General features: G+C 60.0%; 18 protein-coding genes and 4 pseudogenes. 8 read left to right on the plus strand and 14 right to left on the minus strand.

What is annotated here, in order from left to right:
• Nucleotides 1–203: 203 nt before the first annotated feature.
• Together QCE64_RS17880 and QCE64_RS17885 are read left to right on the plus strand one after the other, a co-directional pair.
• The gene (locus QCE64_RS17880; protein ID WP_310005171.1) at nt 204–425 is read left to right on the plus strand and encodes a CsbD family protein; all 222 of its coding nucleotides are present in this window, start codon (nt 204–206) and stop codon (nt 423–425) included.
• Nucleotides 426–598: 173 nt separating this feature from the next.
• A pseudogene (locus QCE64_RS17885) lies at nt 599–1617 on the plus strand (IS110 family transposase).
• Nucleotides 1618–2429: 812 nt separating this feature from the next.
• Here the strand turns inward: QCE64_RS17885 and QCE64_RS37940 are convergent.
• The 4 genes from QCE64_RS37940 to QCE64_RS17900 all read right to left on the minus strand — a co-directional run bounded on the left by QCE64_RS37940 (nt 2430) and on the right by QCE64_RS17900 (nt 5041).
• A complete protein-coding gene (locus tag QCE64_RS37940) occupies nt 2430–2585 on the minus strand; it encodes a YqjD family protein (RefSeq protein WP_404987387.1) in 156 nt (51 codons plus the stop codon).
• A 282-nt stretch (nt 2586–2867) separates the two neighbouring features.
• Entirely contained in the window at nt 2868–3734 is an 867-nt protein-coding gene (locus QCE64_RS17890) for a YsnF/AvaK domain-containing protein (protein WP_310005174.1), read from the minus strand.
• Between the two features lie 87 nt (nt 3735–3821).
• Nucleotides 3822–4268: a YsnF/AvaK domain-containing protein gene (locus QCE64_RS17895; protein ID WP_310005176.1), complete on the minus strand. Its 447-nt coding sequence runs from the start codon at nt 4266–4268 to the stop codon at nt 3822–3824.
• Nucleotides 4269–4327: 59 nt separating this feature from the next.
• Entirely contained in the window at nt 4328–5041 is a 714-nt protein-coding gene (locus QCE64_RS17900; RefSeq protein WP_310005178.1) for a hypothetical protein, read from the minus strand.
• A gap of 664 nt (nt 5042–5705) precedes the next feature.
• Here QCE64_RS17900 and QCE64_RS17905 point away from each other — a divergent pair.
• Nucleotides 5706–6044, plus strand: a complete 339-nt coding sequence (locus QCE64_RS17905; protein ID WP_310005180.1) for a hypothetical protein — start codon at nt 5706–5708, stop codon at nt 6042–6044.
• 979 nt (nt 6045–7023) lie between these two features.
• On the opposite strand, the gene QCE64_RS17910 is transcribed toward QCE64_RS17905, so the two are convergent.
• Both QCE64_RS17910 and QCE64_RS37945 read right to left on the minus strand, forming a co-directional pair.
• Nucleotides 7024–7194, minus strand: coding sequence for a hypothetical protein (locus QCE64_RS17910; protein WP_310005182.1), 171 nt, complete (start codon nt 7192–7194; stop codon nt 7024–7026).
• 223 nt (nt 7195–7417) lie between these two features.
• Nucleotides 7418–7687 carry a hypothetical protein gene (locus QCE64_RS37945; RefSeq protein WP_404987408.1) on the minus strand — a complete coding sequence of 90 codons (270 nt, stop codon included), beginning with the start codon at nt 7685–7687 and terminating at the stop codon, nt 7418–7420.
• A gap of 77 nt (nt 7688–7764) precedes the next feature.
• Between QCE64_RS37945 and QCE64_RS17915 the strand changes: the two are divergent.
• Nucleotides 7765–7918: pseudogene (locus QCE64_RS17915) on the plus strand (glutathione-dependent formaldehyde dehydrogenase); the annotation flags it as partial.
• A 304-nt stretch (nt 7919–8222) separates the two neighbouring features.
• Here QCE64_RS17915 and QCE64_RS17920 read toward each other — a convergent pair.
• From QCE64_RS17920 to QCE64_RS17930, 3 genes and pseudogenes are all read right to left on the minus strand, one after another.
• Nucleotides 8223–8342: pseudogene (locus QCE64_RS17920) on the minus strand (cytochrome C oxidase subunit II); the annotation flags it as partial.
• Nucleotides 8339–8590, minus strand: a complete 252-nt coding sequence (locus tag QCE64_RS17925; RefSeq protein ID WP_310005184.1) for a hypothetical protein — start codon at nt 8588–8590, stop codon at nt 8339–8341. The pseudogene QCE64_RS17920 and the gene QCE64_RS17925, both read right to left, overlap by 4 nt.
• A gap of 471 nt (nt 8591–9061) precedes the next feature.
• Nucleotides 9062–10330: an Nramp family divalent metal transporter gene (locus tag QCE64_RS17930; RefSeq protein WP_310005186.1), complete on the minus strand. Its 1269-nt coding sequence runs from the start codon at nt 10328–10330 to the stop codon at nt 9062–9064.
• 828 nt (nt 10331–11158) lie between these two features.
• On the opposite strand from QCE64_RS17930, the gene QCE64_RS17935 reads away from it, so the two are divergent.
• Nucleotides 11159–11698, plus strand: coding sequence for a nicotinamide-nucleotide amidohydrolase family protein (locus QCE64_RS17935; protein WP_310005188.1), 540 nt, complete (start codon nt 11159–11161; stop codon nt 11696–11698).
• An 846-nt stretch (nt 11699–12544) separates the two neighbouring features.
• On the opposite strand, the gene QCE64_RS17940 is transcribed toward QCE64_RS17935, so the two are convergent.
• A complete protein-coding gene (locus QCE64_RS17940) occupies nt 12545–13105 on the minus strand; it encodes a DUF3005 domain-containing protein (RefSeq protein ID WP_310005192.1) in 561 nt (186 codons plus the stop codon).
• 219 nt (nt 13106–13324) lie between these two features.
• Here QCE64_RS17940 and QCE64_RS17945 point away from each other — a divergent pair, with 219 nt between their 5' ends.
• Nucleotides 13325–13837, plus strand: coding sequence for a DUF4142 domain-containing protein (locus QCE64_RS17945; protein WP_310005194.1), 513 nt, complete (start codon nt 13325–13327; stop codon nt 13835–13837).
• A gap of 124 nt (nt 13838–13961) precedes the next feature.
• Nucleotides 13962–14900 carry a hypothetical protein gene (locus QCE64_RS17950; RefSeq protein WP_310005196.1) on the plus strand — a complete coding sequence of 313 codons (939 nt, stop codon included), beginning with the start codon at nt 13962–13964 and terminating at the stop codon, nt 14898–14900.
• A gap of 116 nt (nt 14901–15016) precedes the next feature.
• On the opposite strand, the gene QCE64_RS17955 is transcribed toward QCE64_RS17950, so the two are convergent.
• The 4 genes and pseudogenes from QCE64_RS17955 to QCE64_RS17970 form a co-directional block, all read right to left on the minus strand.
• Nucleotides 15017–16021 (minus strand): alpha/beta hydrolase, encoded by a 1005-nt coding sequence (locus QCE64_RS17955; protein ID WP_310005199.1) that lies wholly within the window; start codon nt 16019–16021, stop codon nt 15017–15019.
• Nucleotides 16022–16380: 359 nt separating this feature from the next.
• Nucleotides 16381–18099 carry an ATP-dependent DNA helicase RecQ gene (locus QCE64_RS17960; protein ID WP_310005200.1) on the minus strand — a complete coding sequence of 573 codons (1719 nt, stop codon included), beginning with the start codon at nt 18097–18099 and terminating at the stop codon, nt 16381–16383.
• Nucleotides 18100–18193: 94 nt separating this feature from the next.
• Nucleotides 18194–18397: a CsbD family protein gene (locus tag QCE64_RS17965; protein ID WP_310005202.1), complete on the minus strand. Its 204-nt coding sequence runs from the start codon at nt 18395–18397 to the stop codon at nt 18194–18196.
• A gap of 326 nt (nt 18398–18723) precedes the next feature.
• Nucleotides 18724–19592: pseudogene (locus tag QCE64_RS17970) on the minus strand (manganese catalase family protein).
• A gap of 457 nt (nt 19593–20049) precedes the next feature.
• Between QCE64_RS17970 and QCE64_RS17975 the strand changes: the two are divergent.
• A complete protein-coding gene (locus tag QCE64_RS17975; RefSeq protein WP_310005204.1) occupies nt 20050–21201 on the plus strand; it encodes a YihY/virulence factor BrkB family protein in 1152 nt (383 codons plus the stop codon).
• Nucleotides 21202–21264 lie beyond the last annotated feature (63 nt).

Below are 21264 nucleotides of genomic sequence, written 5' to 3' on the forward strand. Positions count from 1 at the left end.
CTGACCAACCATGATAGCTGTGCCGTCTTCCGCTTTCGCTAGAAGGCTGCCCAGACCCAGCCGCCGGACTAGCGTTCCACCATGATCTCGAACGATTGCGACATTTCTCGCTTCCTTGTCTCACTATAGGCGGCCGGTATTTGAAGGCATCTTTTTTGCGCCGCTATATGCGCTTGCGATCCGCAGGCGCGTCAGGCACGGCCATGAACGAAGATCAGGTGAAAGGCGTCGGAGAGAAGGTGAAGGGGAAGATGAACGAGGGTGTCGGCAAGATGACGGACGATCCCGCGCAAGAGGCAAAGGGCGGCGCTCAGCAAATTGCTGGCGAGGCAAAAAAACAAGTCGGCAACGCAGAAGAGGATGCGAAAGACGCAGCCAGTGGGGCGGCGGATCGTGACCGCGACCCGGGTTCCGTCGCGCCGTAATCTATCTGGTCCAAGAATGAGGGAAGCCGTGAAAGGCTCCGGAGAATGAAATGAACCCGTCCCGCCCTGAGGTTGAGCGAGAGGTATAGGAAGGGTGGATCCTCACGCGCCGACGGCATCGATGTGCCCAGGTGGAAAATGCACGCATATTCCAGGCAACCGGAGGATCCACGATGAACAGTATGGCAGTGGGGGTGGACATCGCCAAGAACGTGTTCCAGGTGCATTACGTTGATCAGGAAACGGGCGAGATCGTGAATAAGCCGATCAAGCGGGCGAAGTTTCTGGAGCACTTTGCCAATCGTGCGAAGTGCGTAGTCGGTATGGAGGCCTGTGGCGGAGCACACCACTGGGCAAGGCAGTTGATCAAGCTGGGACACGAGGTGAGGCTGATGCCTGCAGAGTTCGTGAAGGCGTTCAACATCCGCAACAAGAACGACGCGGCGGATGCGCGCGCGATCTGGCTGGCAGTGCAGCAGCCGGGCAAGCCTGTGGCGGTGAAGACAGAAGTGCAGCAGGCCATGCTGGCGCTGCACCGGATGCGCGAGCAGTTGGTGAAGTTCCGCACGATGCAAATCAACGGCCTGCGTGGGCTACTGACGGAATACGACGAGGTGTTGAGCCGGGGCCGGGCGAAACTGGACGCGGAGATTCCGGCGGCACTGGGGCGCCTTGCCGAGCGCTTGCCTGCAGCGTTGATCGACACGCTGCGCGAACAGTGGAATGGGTTGAAGAGAATCGACGCACAAATCGCCGAGATCGAGCGGCGCATGCGCGACTGGCAGAAAGAGGATTGTGCGGTGAAAGCGATCAGCGAGATCCCGGGTGTTGGGCTACTCACGGCAACGGCGGCAGTGGCGACGATGGGCGATGCCAAGGCATTCCATAGCGGGCGGGAGTTCGCCGCTTGGGCCGGGCTGGTGCCGAAGCAGACAGGTTCTGGCGACAAGGCGAGTCTGCAGGGCATCAGCAAGCGTGCAGACACGTATCTACGCACGTTGCTGATTCACGGTGCGTGCAGCGTATTGACGCATGCGAAGGAGCCTGGACATTGGGTCGAGCAGATGAAGCTGCGGCGACCGGTCAACGTGGTGGTAGTTGCTCTGGCCAACAAGATAGCCAGGACGATCTGGGCCGTATCGGCCATGAACGGCAGTATCAGAAGGATTACGTGAGCGTGAAATCTGCTTGAACGGTCAACGCTTGCGTGAACGATCAATGCTTTAACACAGGGCGAACGTCGAAAGGTTGCGCAGTAATCGAGCGTGATGACAAACCAGGTAGGACCGGGATTCGCTAAACCTGTATGGCTGAGAGAGCTTCGAGCTCGTCAGGAGAATGAGGTGCGAGTCGGCGGATTTCATCAGGGCCCGCAGCGGCTGTAACGTCTGCATCAAGGCTGGATATAGAGATGCAACCCATCCTGTCCGTCAAAACATTCGAAAACTGTTGCAAGCGGGACGCGTTCATATAGACAGCCATGAATCGCATCTCAGCTTTATTAAGCGTCCTTCTTGTAGCGACCAGCGCGAGCGCGTTCGCGCAAACCACGCAGAAGGCGCCGTCACCAACGACTCAGAACGGCGCCACGACGAATCAAGCGGCCGACAGCGCTTCTAGGGGGGCAAGCACCCCAGGCGGCCCCACACTGATGCAGCAACGTGAAAAGGGCATGTCGCCGGATGGCGCTTCGGGGGCGGACGGAAATGGAAAGGCGACCGGCAAAATAAAACAGTAGCTCCAGTCCCCTCCCCGACGTGGCCCGGTGGGAGGGGCCATTGAGTGTTGACCGCATCCATGCGCAGCAGATCGCGCAGCGCGGACAGAAGAGCAATCGGTTCGTCTTATAGCGGCCGGCGGACCCGCAGCACGCTTAGCAGTTATGCTGGCGGACTCGTGTGCCGACCGTGTCGGACCCGTCCGCCAGACCGTCAGCGGCGCTCTCTGCAGCCACGTCGAGCGATACGTCGCTCGACGATCGTCTAGGCTGCAGTTCGCATCTGCCTACCGCGAAACCAGCATGCCAATGATCACGCCTCCGAGCGCGGCGGTGACAATCGCCTTCCAAGGATTGTCATGCACAAAATCGTCAGTCGTCTCCGTCGCAAGCCTGTACTTTTGAACGACAGTATCTTGTACGTCCGAGAGCCTGTTTTTCATATTGGCGCGCGCGTCGTCGCCTGATGACTGGTTGTTTCCAGACTGTGAAGCTTCGCGTTGATTGCCGTCCCCACCGGTCGCAGGCGGCTGAGTGTCTCCTTCGGACGCGCCGTGGTTCCCGCTGGTCGGAAATTCATAGGTTGGGTCGGCCTTCTCCGATCAGGGAGTCGACCGGTTCGTGGACCGTGTCCGCCATGGCTTCCTCTAAACGCAAGAGCTGATGTAGACGAGAAACAGAGGGGACGGCGCGGCCGTTTTCGCGCTCATCCCCACTTACCGGTTTTAAAGCGGCGGCTTATTAACTGGGTCGACAGCGGGGCTGTCGTCCGTACCCGCCGTTCTTTCGACGTCTACCTCCGTGCCACGTACCGTATCGTTGACTGTTTCCGTCCTGGTTGACGCTTCCTTGCCCACCACCACCTCTTCAACAGCACGCGCGGTTTTGCCAACCACGGGCTGCTCTTGTGTTTCACGAATTTCGACGGAGCCTTCCTTGAGATCAGCTGCGGTCGCTGGACGGTCCACGGCTCTGCGCTCAATGGTCGTGCGTTCTTCACGCAGATTGACTGATTCACTGACCGGCGTTTCGGTCACGCGGGAATATACGCGAACGCCGCCTGTGTGCACTTCGCGCTTGCCGACCTCCAGCGTTTCCTGGACGACCGGAAAAGCTTTACGTTCTGCCGCGATTTCGTCTGCGGTGTAGGAGGGTGCGTTGCGGTCATAGCCCGTATATCCGCCACTGCGCCACTGCGCGACGCGCGAGTCGATGTCGACCGCGCCCGATGCATACAGTGCGTCCCGCACGCGTTCCACAGATGCTTCGTCCTTGACCTCCACGGAAAGTAATGCGCCCCCTCGACGAACTGCTTCGTGATAGTGGCCGATCTCCTCAGGTTCGTCGTCGCCGCCGAACAGTCTTTTGAAGAAGTGTTCGATGCCACTTATGGGTCCATCGTGACGTCCGTCGTCCGCAACCTCACTTGTGACAGGCCGGGCCGTCGGATCACTGCCCGTCGCCGAAATGTCCCCGGTAGTCGCACGTTGAATTTCCATCTCCGCGCGAGCGATGCCTTCCGACTCAAGTCGCGTTTGAGCGCGCTCCGCCGCTTCGAACGTGTCGAATACGCCGATTATCGTTTGTGCCATTTCAAGTTCTCCGAACAAGTTAAAGGACCAATGTGTCTGAGGGTCTGGCAGTCTTGCAACAAATGTTCCGCTTTTCCTCTGGTCGATTCAGTCGAATGAGCAGTCTTTTTTCCATGGACCGTTCGGGCCTTCGCGACGCTCAACGACGAGTTCTTCTGAGTTTGTCAGCACGCGAGACGTCACGTCTTCTTGCGCTTCGGCGGTCCTGACGCGCACCTCTTCCTTCAAGGTGAGCTGCATCCGGACCACTGGGACATATTCGTAGATTGGGATGACGAGGGTATCGCCTTCGCGCCGTGGCTCCTCTTTCTCTTCGACCGGCCGGTTGATTGGTATGCGCTGAATCTCGACCTTCTGACTACGGAGTTGCAGCGAGACAGGATGCTCTTCTTCATGGACGACCTTGCGCACTCGAACGGCACCCGTTTCCACCGTCTCGATTCCGACCGCAATCTTTTCCTGGACTGCCGCGACGCGCACTTCGCTGAGTGAATCAGGCGTTGTAATAGCGCCGGTATTCTCGTCCTCTCGCATCCGTTCCTCCTAAGGCGCACGACGGCCGGCTGCGCCGGCAGTCGAAAGTGCCGGTTCACTCAAAGACGACCGCCTCCGGGCACTGCGCGGCTGCGTACCGGAGTGCCGTCACCAGTCGCCGTACCACCGCTTTCCTCAAATGGCGGCTGATGGCGAAAACCGGCGCCCCCCGAGACGATGGCGATGATGGCCCCTACGATGAGAGCGGCAAACGAGTACCAGCTCGCCCGGGCCACGCCCCGTGCGGCGGTGTCTGCCGTCTCACGCGCCGTCTGTTCGGCTTGCGGACTTGAAGCGGCCGACGCCGCCGACGCGACTGCTGCCTGGACCTGCTGCTTAGCCGTGTCAACTATCGACGGGGTCGCGGCGGATTGATTTGCGGCGGTCGCGCCGACCTGTGCGGTCGTCGCTGCGACGCTACCCGCCGTGCTTACCGCGCCGGTGATCAATGAGGTCATGCCGTACACGACAAGCAGCGTCATCACGGCCCAAGACAACAGACCGTGCAGCCATCCGAGCACCGGTGCGCAGCGGCCTGCGTAGTACGAGCCGACAAAGACCGCCAGTACGGTGGTGACGATGACCCACACCCCAGACCCGAAGCCGAACCCACGCAACGGATCAGGCTTCGACATGGGCGACAGCAGCGAGGCGCCAATGGCCGTTCCGAGCACGCTCATGATCAGGTAGACGACCATAGAGAGAATGACGCCGGCGAAAATTGCGCCCCATGACAAACGGGGCAGACCGTCTCGAGTGGTTAGCAGTTTCACGGAAATATCCCAGGATCAATGAACGTAAAAGGAGCGCCTGCAGCGCTTTTCATTTAGCGCAATGGATGTGCCTGTCGCGGACGAGCGAGATCGCAGGCGGCGTTTCCCATTCGGTGTCTGACGGTGCCTATAAGGCATGCCTTTGACGGGTAGGGCCGAAGAGGAAGAGGCGCCCTCCGCGAAGATAGCACCCGTGGACTCCCGTCTATCAACGGTGAGGCTTTTGGGCGAGTGCGGAGGAGGTGATTCTCACTGGTGAAGATTGTCGACCGGGGTTATCTTGACGTCCTCAAGCTCGATCACATGAAGCGTACGCGCCTGATGCTCGCCGCGACAGGGCCCTGACGCCCTGTCCGCATCACAAGCGGACATATGGCGTACGCCCGCACCACGCGGCGCTACTGACGCGTGCCTGCGCGGGTGTATCGTGCAGGAGTTCCACGGGAGGCAGCCATGGCAGACGACACGATCACATTGCGCATCTACCGCGCGCCGAACGGGCAATGGTCCAGAGAGCTGTTTGCCGGCGACCGGTTGAAGATGCGTACGCGCGCGTAGGCATCAGATTGAAGTCACGAGCGCTGTTCGCGCGGGCTTTTTCGCGCCCTTGCCGTCGAGCTTACGTCACGGGGACGAAGCTGGGTAGAAGCACACGCCTTGCGTCATGCTCCGAAAATACATTCGTACGCGCATGAGAGCAACAATATGGGGCCACACCAAACTGCCGGAAGGGCATGAGGAGGTCCATCGTTTCGCATTCGAATTGCATGATGGAAGTACGGCGCCGCCCGTCCGGGAATCGGTTTCGCTGCGCACCGCTCGTGTAGTCGTCGCCCACCTTCAAGATGGCAACGCGTTGATCCAAATGTTCCGAGCCATCGTCAGTAGCGAGCAAGCGAACTACGATAATTTGATCGGCCAGAGCTTCGAAGACGATTTCATCGAGAATGGTCCGACCGATCGTGTCGATGACTCAACGGGCTGGCAAAACGCCGAGCGTTAAGTCGTTCTGTGGTTCGAGCGGCGGCATCGGTCGGCCACGAACCCGCACTGTCGCCAGGGCGGCGCGGTGAGTGCGATGCCGCAACGGGAATCGGTGCGACCATTGCAGGGCCGAATAACCCTACGTGGCCTGGTCCTACTTGCTCTTTTTCAGATAGGCCTCAAGATAGGCCGCCGTCACGCCCACTTTCTTCGCAGCCGCTTGCAGCTCGTCATGGGTACAGCCAGACTTGCCGCTCTAATAGCGCAGTTCGTAATCTTCATTGACGTTGATTCCTCGTCTGTCAGCCCGTCCGCGGTTCTTTTGTCATCAGACATTGCGTGATCCTTAGTTGATACGAGCCAACGACCGCAGCGACAAAGCAAACTTTTTCGAGCCGCCGCGTAAGCAGTATAACGGAGCTTCGCCACGTGCCCGTCGTGATACCGGCGGCACGGCCGGCGCCGCGGCTTGGGAGACACGTCGTGCGACAGGAAAACGGGAAAGCACCATGTTGAGGTGTATTAGACCGTGTTTAGCAAGGTAAGCGGTATAAGGCCGTCTTAGCATCACCAGGAAGAATAATAAGATTTCTATCGGTACTGTATCGAGCATGCCGACGTGAAGTTGCTTCGATAGTCGCGGCAAGCTGAACTGGAACTTATGCCGCGCTCGCGTTGGCCATCCTGTGGTCAGGCGGCGGTTTGCGATAGTCGGACAGTTCCCTGCCAATGGCCCGCGTCACAGCGCGGCGTCTCGAATTCGTCTCTCACCGGCCCTTGCCGGTGATAAACGACTCGATGTGGGCGGGAAGTAGCGCTACCCTTCACCAACCGAGCGGCGCGCGCACCACGGTTTCGATGCGTCGCGCCGATACGTCTGTGCAAGCGCCCCTCTCGCTGGTCTTGGCGTGCTTCCGTTGTAATTCACAACCCTTAACAACCTGGTGTAGAGCCACGAGAAGCGTGACTCTAAACCTTGCTGAACGCCCGATGCGTCGTCATGCCTTGTCGGCATGCGCGCGCCGAAGGAGCGCCTCGAATTCTGCCGCCGTACTGATGTCGAATTCAAGCTTGTTCAGCACCACCCGCACGGTGCGTCCAGCTCGGCCTTGCTGCCAGGCATGTGCGGCACGCGAAGCGGTTGCTCCGACTTCTTGCGCGAGCCGCACGACGAACTCTCCGTAAGGCCTCGATCCTCCGCCACGCCAGCCATAGTGAATGACACGGCGCTCATTCGAGTGCCGTCCGCACGCACCAACTGATAGAACTGTTTGAGTTCGCGTTGATAATTCGGGCTGAATGTTGCCTCGTCGTCCTTCGAGCGAACCAAGGTCAACCGTATCGTAGCGCTACGCTCCATCCTTTCCTCCTTTTCTAACAGAGGGGACCAAATCAGAGGCACAGCGCCTGTGGGAAACCGAACGTATACAAGCGCGCTTTGCTGCCGGCTACCGAGCCATCGGTCATTAACACCGGAAGCGAACTACGTAGTGCTTGCGGCAGAACACGTAGAGGGTGCGTTGCCATGGTTGGGGCCAAGTGACCTGCCCCGGAAGTGTAGTTAGAGTCCGAGGTTAATTCCTCCGCTGCATGCACCTGCGCAAACTGCATCGGCGTCAGATAGCCGAGCGAGCTATGGGGCCGCTCAGCGTTGTACTCGATGCGCCATTCCTCAACCGCCGTGCGGCAGTGACCTCGGAATCAGCGCGTATTCAAGGGAAAGAAGGCTCAGCGGATTCTTCTTCACTGACTGGCAGCCGGCGGTGCAATGCGCGATCGAACCGACCGACAGTCGCAATCTGGGGCGCGGGCCCTGTCGGACAGATGGCCGCGCGCAGCGCGCTTTTGCTTGGGGCGAAGCAGGTGGTCGTGATCGATCGTGTGCCCGAACGTTCCGTGACAAGGAAGATGGCTGTATCAAAGTCGTGCTGAAATCATGACGCCGCGCCAGATGCGTAAGGTTGGGACCGATGGTGCCAGTCGCATCGGTGCCGCGCACGTTATGGCAGCGCGCGCAATCTTGGCTAATAGAGACGTCGCACCCGTGCAGCGCGAGGGCGTCGACGGGCGCCGCGGCCGGCTGGCGCTGCTGCGCAGCCCACGCCGCATATCGCGCAGGTGGGTCGGCGGTGGTGGAGAACGCCATGAGCGCATGCTCGTAGCTGCAGAATTCCGCGCACTGCCCGCGGTAGACGCCCGCCTTGTCCGCGCGGAACTCGATGGTCGCCTCACGCCCGGGAATCATCTTTTTCTTGCCATGCAAATACGGCACCCAAAACGCGTGGATGACATCAGCCGCCTTCAACGCGAAAATCATGGGCCGACCCACCGGTTCGTGTAGTTCGTTGGCCAGCGTAAATTCGGGCGTGTTTGCATCGCTCCGATATTTCGCTTCGCACCACCATTGATACTCGTCTTCTCGATGCGCAACGCGTCATCGACCGGCAGGCGCGACAGCGCGCGGTCGGTCATGAGGTCCGCGAGCAAGAGTCCGAGCAGAAGCAACGTCGAGACGCCCGTCGCGACGACGACCCAAGAAACGCGCCCGAGGCTGCGGAAGGTCAATGCTGACTAGATCCACGGCGGTCGCGCGATTGGCACGTGGCGCACGCACGATCGCGACAAGGCACGCCAGCAGAATCGCGGCAAAGACTGCACAGCACACCGCAAGCGTGGGGTGCCACAATTCAAGAATGCGGCTGGTCTGAATGACTGCCGGGAACAACGCGATTTGCATGATATGCATGTCGCTCGGGTTCACCCGAAGCCCCGTGCGTGGTGACGAAAAACTTCGACAAGGAGGTTCGCATGTCGGGCACAGCAAATCGCGTTCCGCCAATATTGTCGACCTGTTTGCAGCCCCTTTTCCAAGAATTGCGTCGCGCCGGTGGTCGCGTACGCCCCGCGCGCAGGCATCGCGCCAGTTCGCACTGGCGTTACCCGGCGGCACGCTTCGTAGGTGGGATGATGCTTGGCAACGGACTAGAAAAGGCGACTGCCCGGCGGTTCAACTGCCGTTTTCGATCACGATGCCTGTCAGACCAAGGCCTGCCATAAAAGCGCGGCGTTCAAACCGACAATGAGGCCCGCGCATCCCCACGCCGCGAGCAGTGGCGTACGAGCCACTCGCCAGCGGCCCATGAGGCCGACGTCCGAAGCAAAGCGCACCAGCGGAAGGGTTGCAAGTGGCAATTGCAAACTCAGCACAACCTGCGTTGAAACGAGCAGCGCGTTCGACCCGTGTTGCCCATAAAACCCTACGGCGAGCAGCGCAGGACCGATCGCAAGCGACCTCGTCAGGAGGGCACGTGCCCATTGTGCGATTCGCAGATTCAGAAAGCCTTCTATCACCACTTGTCCGGCGAGCGTTCCCGTGACCGTCGCATTCAGGCCGCAGGCGAGCAGGGCAGAGGCGAACGCAACGCCGGCCCAGTGACTTCCCAAGAGCGGCGCAATCAGCCGATGCGCATCGGCGAGATCGTCGACCTCACGATGGCCGCTTGCGTGGAATACTGCTGCCGCGACGACAAGTAGTGAGACGTTGACCACGAACGCTAGACCGAGTGAAGCAAAAGTATCAATGTTCACCCCCTTGAGCGCGCGGCCGATGGCGGCATCATCGTGATTGGGCGCGTGACTCTTAACGAGCGCCGAATGCAGATACAGGTTGTGCGGCATCACGGTCGCCCCCAGAATGCCCGCGGCGAGCCACAGCATGCCGGCGTCTCGCAGCAACGCGGGGGGCGGGGTAAAGCCGCGCAGCGCGTCAGCCCAATCGGGATGCGCAAGCGCCAGTTCCACCACGAAGCAAAGACCGACAAAGAGGATCAGCGCCGTAATCGCGCATTGCAAGGGCCGCTTGCCACGGCTTTGCAGCGCGAGCATGACAAACGTCCACACTGCCGAGCACAGAACGCCGGCGGTGAGTGAGAGGCCGAGCAACATCTGCAGAGCGACCGCGCTGCCTACGACCTCCGCCACGTCGCATGCAATGATCGCAATCTCGCACGCCACCCAGAGCCCGAGCGTCGTCCCCCGACTGAACCGTTCACGGCAAAGCTGCGCTAGATCGCGTCCGGTAACCAAGCCCACGCGTGATGCCACCCATTGCAACAGCATGCCCATGAGACTGGCGATCAGAACGACGAAAAGTAACCGATAACCATAGCGGGCGCCGCCCGCCAGCGCGGTCGCCCAGTTTCCCGGGTCCATATAGCCGACTGCGATAAGCGAACCCGCGCCGACGAACGACCACCAGCGTCTGCGCGGCGCGCGGGGCGACTTATCGAGCTCGCGAGGGTGCAATGGAACGTCAGACGCGCGGTCAGAAAGCTGGGCAAGCGCGGACGGGTCGGTATTCAGGTGATCAATTACCTTTTTCAGTCACTGTAACGTCAATCGAATCGCCCTCAATCGGTGCTGGCATCGAACCGTCGATGGGATCTTTAGGAGCCCGCTAGTTGGAGCAACTCGCGTTCCGTGCCGGCAGCAACAGAGACCCTCGCCCGCTCACGCCTGCAAATCCGAACAGGAGTCGGCTGAATCGAATCTCCGGAGGCTTCAATGGTGCGCGTGTCCTGGGTTGATGAACAACCGACGAGCAGGTCGTGCCTGCCTTCCGCAGGCCCTTGATGTTGTCGCGGAGAAGGCGGAGAAACCGTCGGCGACGGCGCACTCGCTGACGCGCTGCGCGCTAGCTTATGGGGCATCAGAACGAGGTACTCGAACCGATCAATACCGCGCGTTTCTCGGCGTCTCAACCAAGCGAAAAGTTGGCGTCGGACGGGCATCCGTTGCGTAAAAGCGGACCCGGTGCGCAGCGACGCTGGCGAGCGCTTCCTAAGAGGCCCATCGCGTCAGGACTGCAGTTCCGAGCCGCCAAAAAGCCGTCTCGGTTCGACTGCTTGACTTGTTTCTTCTGGAAAGGCCGACGCGTGGACTCATCATCGGCCCCCGCAGCTATCCGTGCACGCGCCGAATGCTAGCGGAGCCACCAAGCGAGAGCCCGATGCCCTTAAGAAAGGAGGCGCAAAGGGTAGGGCCGACGTCGCTGACCGTGACGGTCGAAAGCTGTAAGTCGGGATTACGGATTGCTTATCGTAATCACTAGCCGGTTTAAGACAAGAGACGGATATGGACATTCCGACGCAAGTGGTGTCGTTCCTGAGTTCCAGAGCATTGAAGCTCGCTACGGCCGAGTCGTGCACGGCTGGTTTCATCGCATCGTTGATCTCGTCAGTTCCAGGCAGCGGCGCGTGCCTGGACGTGGGCTTCATCACGTCTTCGCCTTCCGGAAAAGCCGGCTTTCTAGGCGTTCAGGAAAAAACAATGAACCGAAATGGGCTGACAGGCGAGGAGGTCGCACGCGAGATGTCCGAAGGCGCGCTGAGACACGAAGCGTGTTGCGCAAACGTATCGGTTTCCAACACCGGCGTTGCGGACGGCAACGCTGGGAGTGTTCCCACGCCCGAAACCCAGTGCTTTGGTTGGTCGTTCAAATTGCGAAGTGGCGAGATTATCAGTGCGACTGAGACTAAAGTGTTCGACGGCGACCGCAATGAAGTCAGGCATGCAGCCGCGCAATACGCGCTGTCGCATATCGAGCACCATTTTTATCATCTCGTACACGCGTCCGAGCAGCACGCCGACCGAACCGAACAGGACCAGCGATGACTCGAGAACGTGGCAGCGCGACCTGATGCCGCTTCCTGGCTAAAGCATGCGTAGTAACCGTGCGGTTGCACCGTCGCCGAGTGCGGAGACGGCCGAACAGGAAAGCGCCCAACGCAGACAGAGAGTCGCTCACCCCTCGACCGAGACGAAGATGGCTGGGTTAACTACTAATTCGATGCGCTGGGGCTGCGTTGCTCGGTACAATCGGTTCGCTGCAACGTGACTGAAGTGACGCCCGACAGCATCAACGCGCTTGACGCGAACCTGCGAAACGCAGCGGCTTGACCATAGCAGACGAACTCGAGACGCCGCAGGCCAATGTCCTGGCTGCAGACAAGGCCCTCGGCCGCCATGAGTGCGAGAACATCGGCTGGTTCGATCAGCGGGACGCCGCATCCACGGATTATTAGGGTCGCACGCACGCCGCCTCCTGTCTGTCGGTACTGCAATTTGTTGTCGAGCACGCGAATCCACGCGCCGTACATCGTTCAATCGTACGCAGGGCTCAATATCAGGCTTCGTGGACGCTTCTTCGGCAAGCTCTTCATGGCTTATGGCCCGATGTCAGGCCCGTCGTCGCTTCGGAGCAAGCGGGCGAATGCTGGAGCGTCCTACTGGCAAGTTCGACATCTGAGGGATACCTCGTTTCGTCGGCGACAGGGTTGAACCCGGCGCATCGATACGCCTGGCTGTCCTGCTCCACCGCTCGACGTCCGGGATCACCCGAGGGGGCACATCCGACAAGGCCCGCGACAATGGATAAGACCATCGGTGCGCGGAGCGCGTCCACGAAGCTAGGACCCGGTCGCCGACGCGGGAATTGATAGAAATGGCAAACGCGTGGAATCACGATTCTCTCCGCACAATGGCGATAAGGTGCTCGACGCGTCCGCCATTGCGTGTCGGTGTCTCGATGCGTCCGTGGTAGTCCATGGTCCAGCCCGCTCGCAGTTGGATCGATGGGCGATTGCCTTCCCTTCGGCTGTCAATGCCGCCCAGCCCCATTGCAGGCGCCGGTACGTGGTTGACGAGCGTTGCGTTGGTGCCGACCACGTTATCGTGCTGCATTGGCAGATCCCGTTTCGCCTCGAGCCCTTTGCCATCCGTGTCCACGGTGTCATCGGACGCCTCCATATTGGCGTTGTCCAGTGAGACGATACGAGACTTGGCCCGTTTGAGCGGGTCCGGCGAGGCTGAAGTCGAAGCATTCAGATCGATGGGCGGCAGCGGATCTCGGTCCCTTGCTCCGGTTTGATATGAGGTCGGTGGTGGACTCGCTCCAACGTGATCTCGTGCCATAACCTCGGGATTGGCGCGGGCGGTCTCCGTTGCCGGTGTCGCAGAAGGCGTTTTGGCCTGGATCTCCCTCTGTTGCGCCTGAGTGGGATTGGACTCGGCGTTGTTCATGAGTTTGCCTGTTTGGTTGGGTCGGTGTGGAGGGAAACGAGCCTGTCCGGCGTTCGCGCAACCTTGGGCAGCATCGGCCGTGCCGGCGCAACAGCCGAGCGGGACGCGGCCGGCATCGGACCGAGGGGCCCTCCCCGGCACAGCGGTTGCTCATACACCGTGCCCACAAAAAAATTGAAGGAGCGTCCCGTAAAGCGAAATCTGACTGTCCATGTAACGTTGAGCGTTGCGTTACTTGGCGCTTTTTCATCCGGGTTTGCCCAAACTCAGGCTGCAAGCACGACGCAAGCCAACGACCTCCCTCCGGTCGACAAGGCGTTCGTGCAGGCCGCATCGGAATCTAGTTCGACCGAAAGTGATACCGCGAAACTCGCCACGAAGCAGTCGCAAGATAAGCACGTCAAAGACTTCGCCCATCACATGATGGTCGATCACACCAAGCTGACTGTCGAGCTCAAGATGGCGGCCCCGCACGGTGTTGCGGTCCCCAAAGACAATTCCGACCCCGCAGTGCTCGATGCGCTGAAACCATTAAAGGGGAAGGCGTTCGATACGGCCTATATCAAGTCCGTTGGTATCGAGGGGCATCAAAAGGCAATTGCGGCCTTCCAAAAGGAAGCTCAGGAGGGACAGAATGCTGATTTGAAAAAAGCGGCCGCTAAGGCGCTGCCGACGATCCAGCATCATCTAGAAATGGCGCAAGCGCTGGCGGCTAAGAAGGGTGTTCAATAGCCACCAGCCTGATTGCGCAATACTCGACGATGTGGTGACGGCTCGAATAGTAAGAGATCGGGCAAGCAGGCTCGCAAACCCGACGCTTGCACCGTCGAAGCATGCTTTGGGAGGGTCACCAGCCATGTCACCGGATGAAGCGAGCACCATCGGTTTTGATATTGGATGGGATTTCGCCCGGTTTGGCCGCCCGATGGATGCGGCAGCCCACGACTTGGATCTTCTCACCGAATATGCCGCCGGGCGCGAACATTTCCTTGTCGCTCAACACCGCCCCGACCGGTTCGTCTCGAAATGGCTGCAGCTCCGTGTGAACGCCTTCAAACGACGTCGGATCCTGAGCGCTGACGTCGACCCGGCGTACCTCAAGAAAATCGACTGCGAGACCTGCCCGATAACCTTGATGACGCTTATGCACGGCGCGTTATGTGACAGCGACTGGTCCGTGGATCGCATCTATAACGATGGCGCCTACGCGCGAGGCAATCTGGTCGTCATGTCGGTTCGAGCGAACCGCGCGAAGGGTGCAAAAGACTACGGCGATGTGGCTCTTCTCGCTTCTGAGACAGCCAACGGGCAGACAGAGGACGCTGAGCGCAAGAACCTCTCAAAGCGCGAGTGGTCACGCCTGAGGTGCGTCATGGTCGGTGCGGCGGACGTTTCTGACGCGGCGCCGACACTGACCCCGTTGCTCACCCGGATCCCCGAGGATTCCCGAGCGCCGCTTTACTATGTTCTCCAGCAGATGCTCTTGCAGTCCGTCACTCGGGCATCGGCGCGTAACCGGTTAGTCAAGGCGCTCAATCGTGTCCAGCCATCTTACGAAAGGTGTCTGGGGCTCCGTTTCGCCGCGGAGCGGCTATCGGTTTTACTGAAAACGTCTGATTATCCCTACCACGCGCTTGACGACGAACTGTTCCAACGCCAATTGCGATGCTGGTTTGTAGATATCCCGCGCACGCACGTGCCAGAACTTCTCGGCTTATGCGCGAGCCATGGGGCTTACCGCTGTGAGCCGACGCTGCCGGCTGCTTGGTCGGTCGAAACCCACGGACGATTCTGAGAGAGGGAGCAGATCGGGTAAAACATGAGCCGCAGTTCAGTGCAGAGCGCGGCGCGCCTCAACGCTGCGCACGTCGTCGATTAACGCTCTTCGCAGAGCCCCAAAATGATTGCAAGCTACGACGCCACAGCGAATCGTCCTTGTGTGCCGTCTCCTGCGCGCGTCATGTGTCGTATCGCACGCTCGATCTGCTCGGCAATTTCGTAGTGCACCATGTGGCCCACACCTGGAATGACGTTCAGCGCGCTCTGCGGGACATCTTGGTGCAGCCGGACCGAATGGGCCTCCACGTCGACGACCTTATCGTCGGCACCTCCGAAGATAGCGAGTGGCAGCGCTAGCTCAGGATAGCGTTTGTGGAGCCGCGCCGCTGCCGGAATCATAAACGCTGCGTCCTCCGCTTCGGCACGAATCTGGAGCGGACGGGATAAGAAATCTCGAGGCATGGCAACAAAGAAATCTTCGGGCAGAGGCGTGGGCGCGAACATCGCCTCTGCTGTGCGCTTGAGCAACAGCCGCGCGGTGGGGGGAGACACCGTATAACGCAGTGCATCGCCCAGGAGCGGGACTGCCGCTGGAGCGCTGATCGCGACGTCCAGTCGAGCGCTAGGGTAGTAATAGCCGGAAATCAGAACCAGGCCCCGCACGTCCGCAGGAAAACCCATCGCCAGGTCGAGGGCCACCAGCGTGCCCCACGAATGGCCGAGTACCACGGGCTGCTCGACGCTCAGTTTGTCGAGCGCCTCATGCAATAGCTGAGCTTGCGCTTGTGACGTCCAAAGTCGGTCGCGCGGCCGCTCACTGTAACCAAAGCCGGGGCGATCGAACGCAATGACACGATGCCGTTCCGCCAGCCGATTGAACAGACCGCTACAAAGTCCGTCTTGCAGCGCGACTGTGTTTCCATGGAGGAGCACAACGGCAGGACCGTTACCCTTTTCGAGATAGTGCAGGCGCACCCCGTCGACCTCGATAAACCGACCGGCGGGTGGGTTACGTCGTTCCGCCTTTCGTGCGTGAGAGAGGTTCCAAACTGCGAGCGAGGCAAGCGCACCGGCGGCGAGCGCCAATGACGGGAGGACGCGCCCAACGGTGGGGTTCTGGCGGGACGGACGATTCATAGAGCCTCGCAAATGCCGATTTAGGAAAAGTCTTTAAATGAGCGTCGATTCGGCCCGGTAGTCAAACACACCGGTCCTTACGACGAGAAACTCAAACTCGTGTCGCAGTCGTCGCGACGTAAGAGCAAGCGCCGTGCGTTGTCATCAGTCGGAGCCACGCTCCAGCTCGCTCCGCCCTGCGCCTTCGTGCTTCGTAGTGGCGGCAAACCGTGTCAGTGAACGATGGTTTCGCACAAAGGCTATCGCCGGGCGGGCTCAGCAAAGCAGTGCTCCGCCTCAATTCCACGGGCGTTAATCCCCTGGGGGAAGGCAGCCCGCTTCATATAGCGGGCGATGAACGTCCGCGTCTCGTCGTCCGATCAGCGCACGGCGACGCGATCGCCGCTGACCATTTCTACCGTCCCTTCACCATAACGGCGCACGCGGACGACGTCGCCTACCGCGAAGGTGCGCGTGAGCTCATGCGCGTGCGCCGGCACTTGGATTTCACGCGGACTCTCCTGCACGGTGGGCGGGTGCATACAGTTGTCGCACACGCCACAGCTTTCGCCGCCGAGTTCATCGATCGGTTTTCGATCGCCTGATGACACTTGAGATCGCGCATCTACGATACCTGCGACATCGGTGGCGAAGTAGTCGAGCAACATCCGCCATCTACAGCGGGCGCTTTGCCCGTAGGTAATCATGCGGTCAAGCACCGCTTGGTCGCGCTCGGCGCGTGCTGCGAATTGTTCGGCGGTCGCGTCGACTTTCGCCATTGCGCCGCCGTCGTCGATGAGCCTCAAGCCACCGTTGCGCGTGCGGCGGGTCATTTTTATATCGTTGAGCAGCGTTGTCGCCACGCGTAGCTTGTTGATGCCTACGTTCGGCAACGCTTGTCGTAACCGCTCAAGCGGTTTTTCGAGGACTTTTCTTTCGCTGTTCCGCGCGAGCATCTGCACCGTTTCGGCCACCTTGCGGATGGTTTCCGTAGTTGGATAGCGTCCGCCAAGGAAAAACTGCTGGACCTGCCTGTCCTTCAACTCGAACAGAAGAATGCAGCGCGCGGCTTCGCCGTCGCGCCCGCCGCGGCCTGCTTCTTGATAGTACGCATCGAGGCTGCCCGGCATCTGCGCATGGATAATGAAGCGAATATCCTGTTTGTCCATGCCCATGCCGAACGCGTTCGTTGCTACCATCACGCGTGCGCGGTTTTCCATGAAGGCGTCCTGGGCCTCCGAGCGGGCCTTGGCCGACAGCTTGCCGTGATAGTGCTCGGCGTGGACGTCTGCATCAAGGAGCAGTGCATGCAGCGTCTCGCACTCCGCCACGGTCGCGCAATAGATGATGCCGCTGCCTTCCTCCGCTCTCGCCAGTTCGACCGCGCGCTTTCGCCGGTCATCGAGATTTGTCATCTGTTCGACGGCGAAGTGCAAGTTGTCGCGATAGACGCCGGTATTAATAATGTTTGCATCGCGCATTTGCAATTCGCGCACGATGTCCGCGCCGACGGCCGGTGTCGCGGTCGCGGTTAGCGCAAGCACAGGCGGGTGCCCGATGTTTTTCACTGCATGTATTAGCTCGACGTAGGCGGGACGGAAGTCATGTCCCCATTGCGAGATGCAGTGTGCCTCATCGATGACGACGAGCGGCACATCAGGCATGCCGTCGGCCGTGAGCATCGTGACGAACTCATTGGTAACGAGGCGCTCGGGTGTGACAAACAGGATGCGAATCGCACCGTCCGAGAAAGCCCGCAGCGCATCGCGCTCCTCGATTGCTGACAGCGTGCTGTTGATGACCGTTGCCGCGATGCCAGCTTCCATCAGCTTGCTGGCCTGATCGCGCATCAGCGATATCAGCGGCGATACAACCAGTGTCATGCCATCGAGATGTAGCGCCGGCAACTGATAGCAGAGCGATTTGCCCGCGCCCGTTGGCATGATGGCCAGTGTATCGCGTCCTTCGAGGACACTGCGGACAACCTCTTCCTGTCCGGGCCGCAGATCAGGGAAGCCAAACACACTCCTCAGGGCGCTTTCCAGTTGCGGATCTAGCGGCGTGCGCGTTCGTGTAGACGTCTTGTCATCGTTATGCATAGAGCCGCATCCGTAGTAAGGATGATCAGGAAGTTCTGTAAGCGTTGGGCTCCGCCCGCTCATTGTCGCAAGGTGACAGACCACTGAATTTAAATCACTGATTCGTTGGCTCGCCCGGGTCTTCAACACCTTTGCCAATGTTGTCCTTCTGGTCGCCGTAGTCTTTCCTGTTGGCGCCATTCGTGATCTCAACGTCGCCCTTTAGCTTGCGATCTTCATTTCCCGTCAGGGTACCAATCGCAGTGTCGGTCCAGCCCTTAATCCGTTCCTTGATGCCTTCTTTTTGGTCGCTGTTCATTTCTACCTCCTGCAGTTCGTTAGTGTCGCGCAAGCCCATAGCGAGATGCGCGCGTAAGGGGGGACAGAAGCCCGCGTGTCCGACCGGCACGTACCCCATGCGTGCAAGCGGACGGCTGCGCCAGATAGCGCTGCACCGTGGTCAAACTGGCGCCGTCTGGCCCCAGTTGGGCGATGATGACCAGTGCGCATGCAATCCAGTCAACCGGGTCGCGATGACCTAAAACGATTTTCCACCGATAACAGCGGGCATTCGGGACGTCCTCCTGCCTAGATGGGCGTGCTGCGCCCGGAGCGCGGTTGCTTATCAGACGCTTTGTCCGACGGTCAGACGGACTTGCCAGATCCAAGGTCTCCGCCGGTCGTGGGATCGGCAGTCGGATCGGATGCAGTGCGCGACGCCATCGACTGCAGCGTCTGCACATCCTCCTCAGACACTGTAACGGTAGCGGTTCCGTCGCCTCCGTCGACAGCGGGTTGCGGGTCCGCGACGAACTCCCAGTCGCCGCCTTCGTTCCATGGACCGCGGACGTCGTCGCCCTTGGACATGTTGAAGTACACGTTCGTGATTCCGGATTGCCCGGCAACTTGCCTTGCGGAAAGTTCGGTTGAATAGAATGCAGCGCTTTTTCGAAGGACTTCTGGTGCGCAATCTCACGCGTCATCAGAAAGCCGAGTGCGTCCTTGATGCCCGGATCGTCAGTGACGTTGATAAGCCGTTCGTAGACGATCTTCGCTCTGGCCTCAGCCGCGATATTGGAACGCAAATCGGCGGTGGGTTCACCGATCGTATCGATGTAGGCCGCAGTCCAAGGCACGCCTGCCGAGTTCGTCAGCGGGGGGCCGCCGCCGTACAGAATCGAGGTGATGTGCTAGTCATTGCCGGCCCCGGTGAGCGAACGGTAAAGCTCCGCCTCTTGCTCGACGCCTTCGGCCAACTTACCTTTCGCACCCTTGTTGAGCATCGCCACAATCGAACCGATGATTTCGAGGTGGCTCAATTCTTCAGTGGCGATGTCGAACAACAGGTCCTTACGACCAGGGTCATCTTCGCCAACCGCCTGAGTGAAGTAGCGGCACGCGGCGGCGAGTTCACCTTGTGGCCCACGGAACTGCTCGAGCAGTAAATTGGCAAGGCCGGGGTTCGGCCCTGCAACGCGGACGGTGTATTGCAGGCGTTTGTTATGAATGAACATCAATGGCTCCTTTTTTCATGAGGTCGCGCGCAGGCCATCACGGCACCGTGTACGCAAAAGTGATGGAGGGTATAGCTCGAAGCGGCCGGAGAGCGCCTCGACGTCACTACGGCCTCCGCGCTTCGAGTCTCAGCGCAACGAACGTGCGCTGACGTATGCGGCACCGCCGCTGATTGACAGGACCGCTTCGCGTTCAAACATCAAGCGCGCGGTCTTATTCATCGAGCAATGCGTGTGCCAAGGGCGTTGCGCCGCTTATTTGCTCAACTCGGCGTTGCGACCCGAGATAGGGGACAGCCGCTCAGAATAGTCGAGCAGCGACTCGGAACGCTTGTTCATCACGCTAACTGCGCTCGCACGCCGCATTCTAAGCACGGCATGCGATCGATCGGCGCCGCGCATTCATTCTAGGCATCATCGATGCTATATGTGGGGGAATCCTAAACGGAGACCTGCAATGACCTCGCCGTCTTTTATAAGCCGAGCAAGCGCTTGGCCGGTCCGGATGTTTAAACGTTTCTCTGCGGACCGATGCGCGCCGATGGCCGCCAGCATTGCGTTCTACTCGGCGTTTTCGCTCGCGCCGACGCTCGTCATGGTGATCGCCGTAGCCGGCCTTGTCTTTGGAGCGGAAGCAGCACGCGGGCAGCTATTCGGGCAGATCAGTGGCATGCTGGGAAAAGAGGCAGCGGCTAGTGTTCAGGCAATCGTGGAACATGCCCATCAGAGTGGCGGCGGCGGCTTGGCGGCCCTGATTTCATTTGCGTTGTTAGCCGTTGGCGCCTCCGCGACGTTCTCGTCGTTAAACACCGCTCTTTCGATCATCTGGCCGTCTGAAGACAAGGCGAAGTCCGGCGTCACGACGCTTGTCAAAGTCCGCCTTATCTCCTTCGGGCTCGTGATGGGCGTCGCATTCTTGCTGGTCATATCGCTGGTCTTGGATGCTGCCGTGCAGGCAGCGGGAAGGTGGGCGTTTGGCGCGTCACCCCTCGTCGTTCTCACCGACGTCGCGCAGTTTGTGATCGCGCTACTGATCCTTTCATGCGCTTTCGCTGCGCTATTGAAGTACCTACCCGACGGTCATGTGCCATGGCGCGACGCCTTGGTAGGCGGCAGCATCGCTGCGGTTCTCTTCTCGGTCGGTAAGAAGCTTTTCGCGCTTTATCTCACGCACGCCGGGACCGCAAGCGCGTTCGGCGCGGCCGGATCATTGGCTGTTCTACTCATGTGGCTGTATTTTGCCGCTGCGGTGCTCTTGCTGGGAGCAGAGGCGGCTGCATCACGGGTCGAACAACGTGGCGAAGAATATCAAGGGGGCACAGCAAAAAAATCGGGGGAGACCCGCGGTGCTACTGCAGATGCCGTTCCCCAGACTTCGACTTCCGGCCGGGCGGTAGTGTCCCCCGTTTCTGCGCCGTCGAATCCGCAGCCCCCCGCACGCGCTAAACGTTTGAACACGGCTGGACGCGCCTCCGACACCCTGCGCTCGCCCGCTGCTTCACACGTTCTGCAGTTGCTGAGAGCGAACCCTGTCCGCTTGGTAGCGGCGTTGGTGGGAGCCGGGCTGTTCCTATTTGCCCGTAGCCCGAGCGGTTCGAGCAGGAAGTGACACGGTGTCTCGCTCGGACGACTGGGCAATCTGCCGCATTTATGGGCGAGAAAGAGACGATGG

This window comes from Caballeronia sp. LZ043 (assembly GCF_031451075.1).
Taxonomy (GTDB): domain Bacteria; phylum Pseudomonadota; class Gammaproteobacteria; order Burkholderiales; family Burkholderiaceae; genus Caballeronia.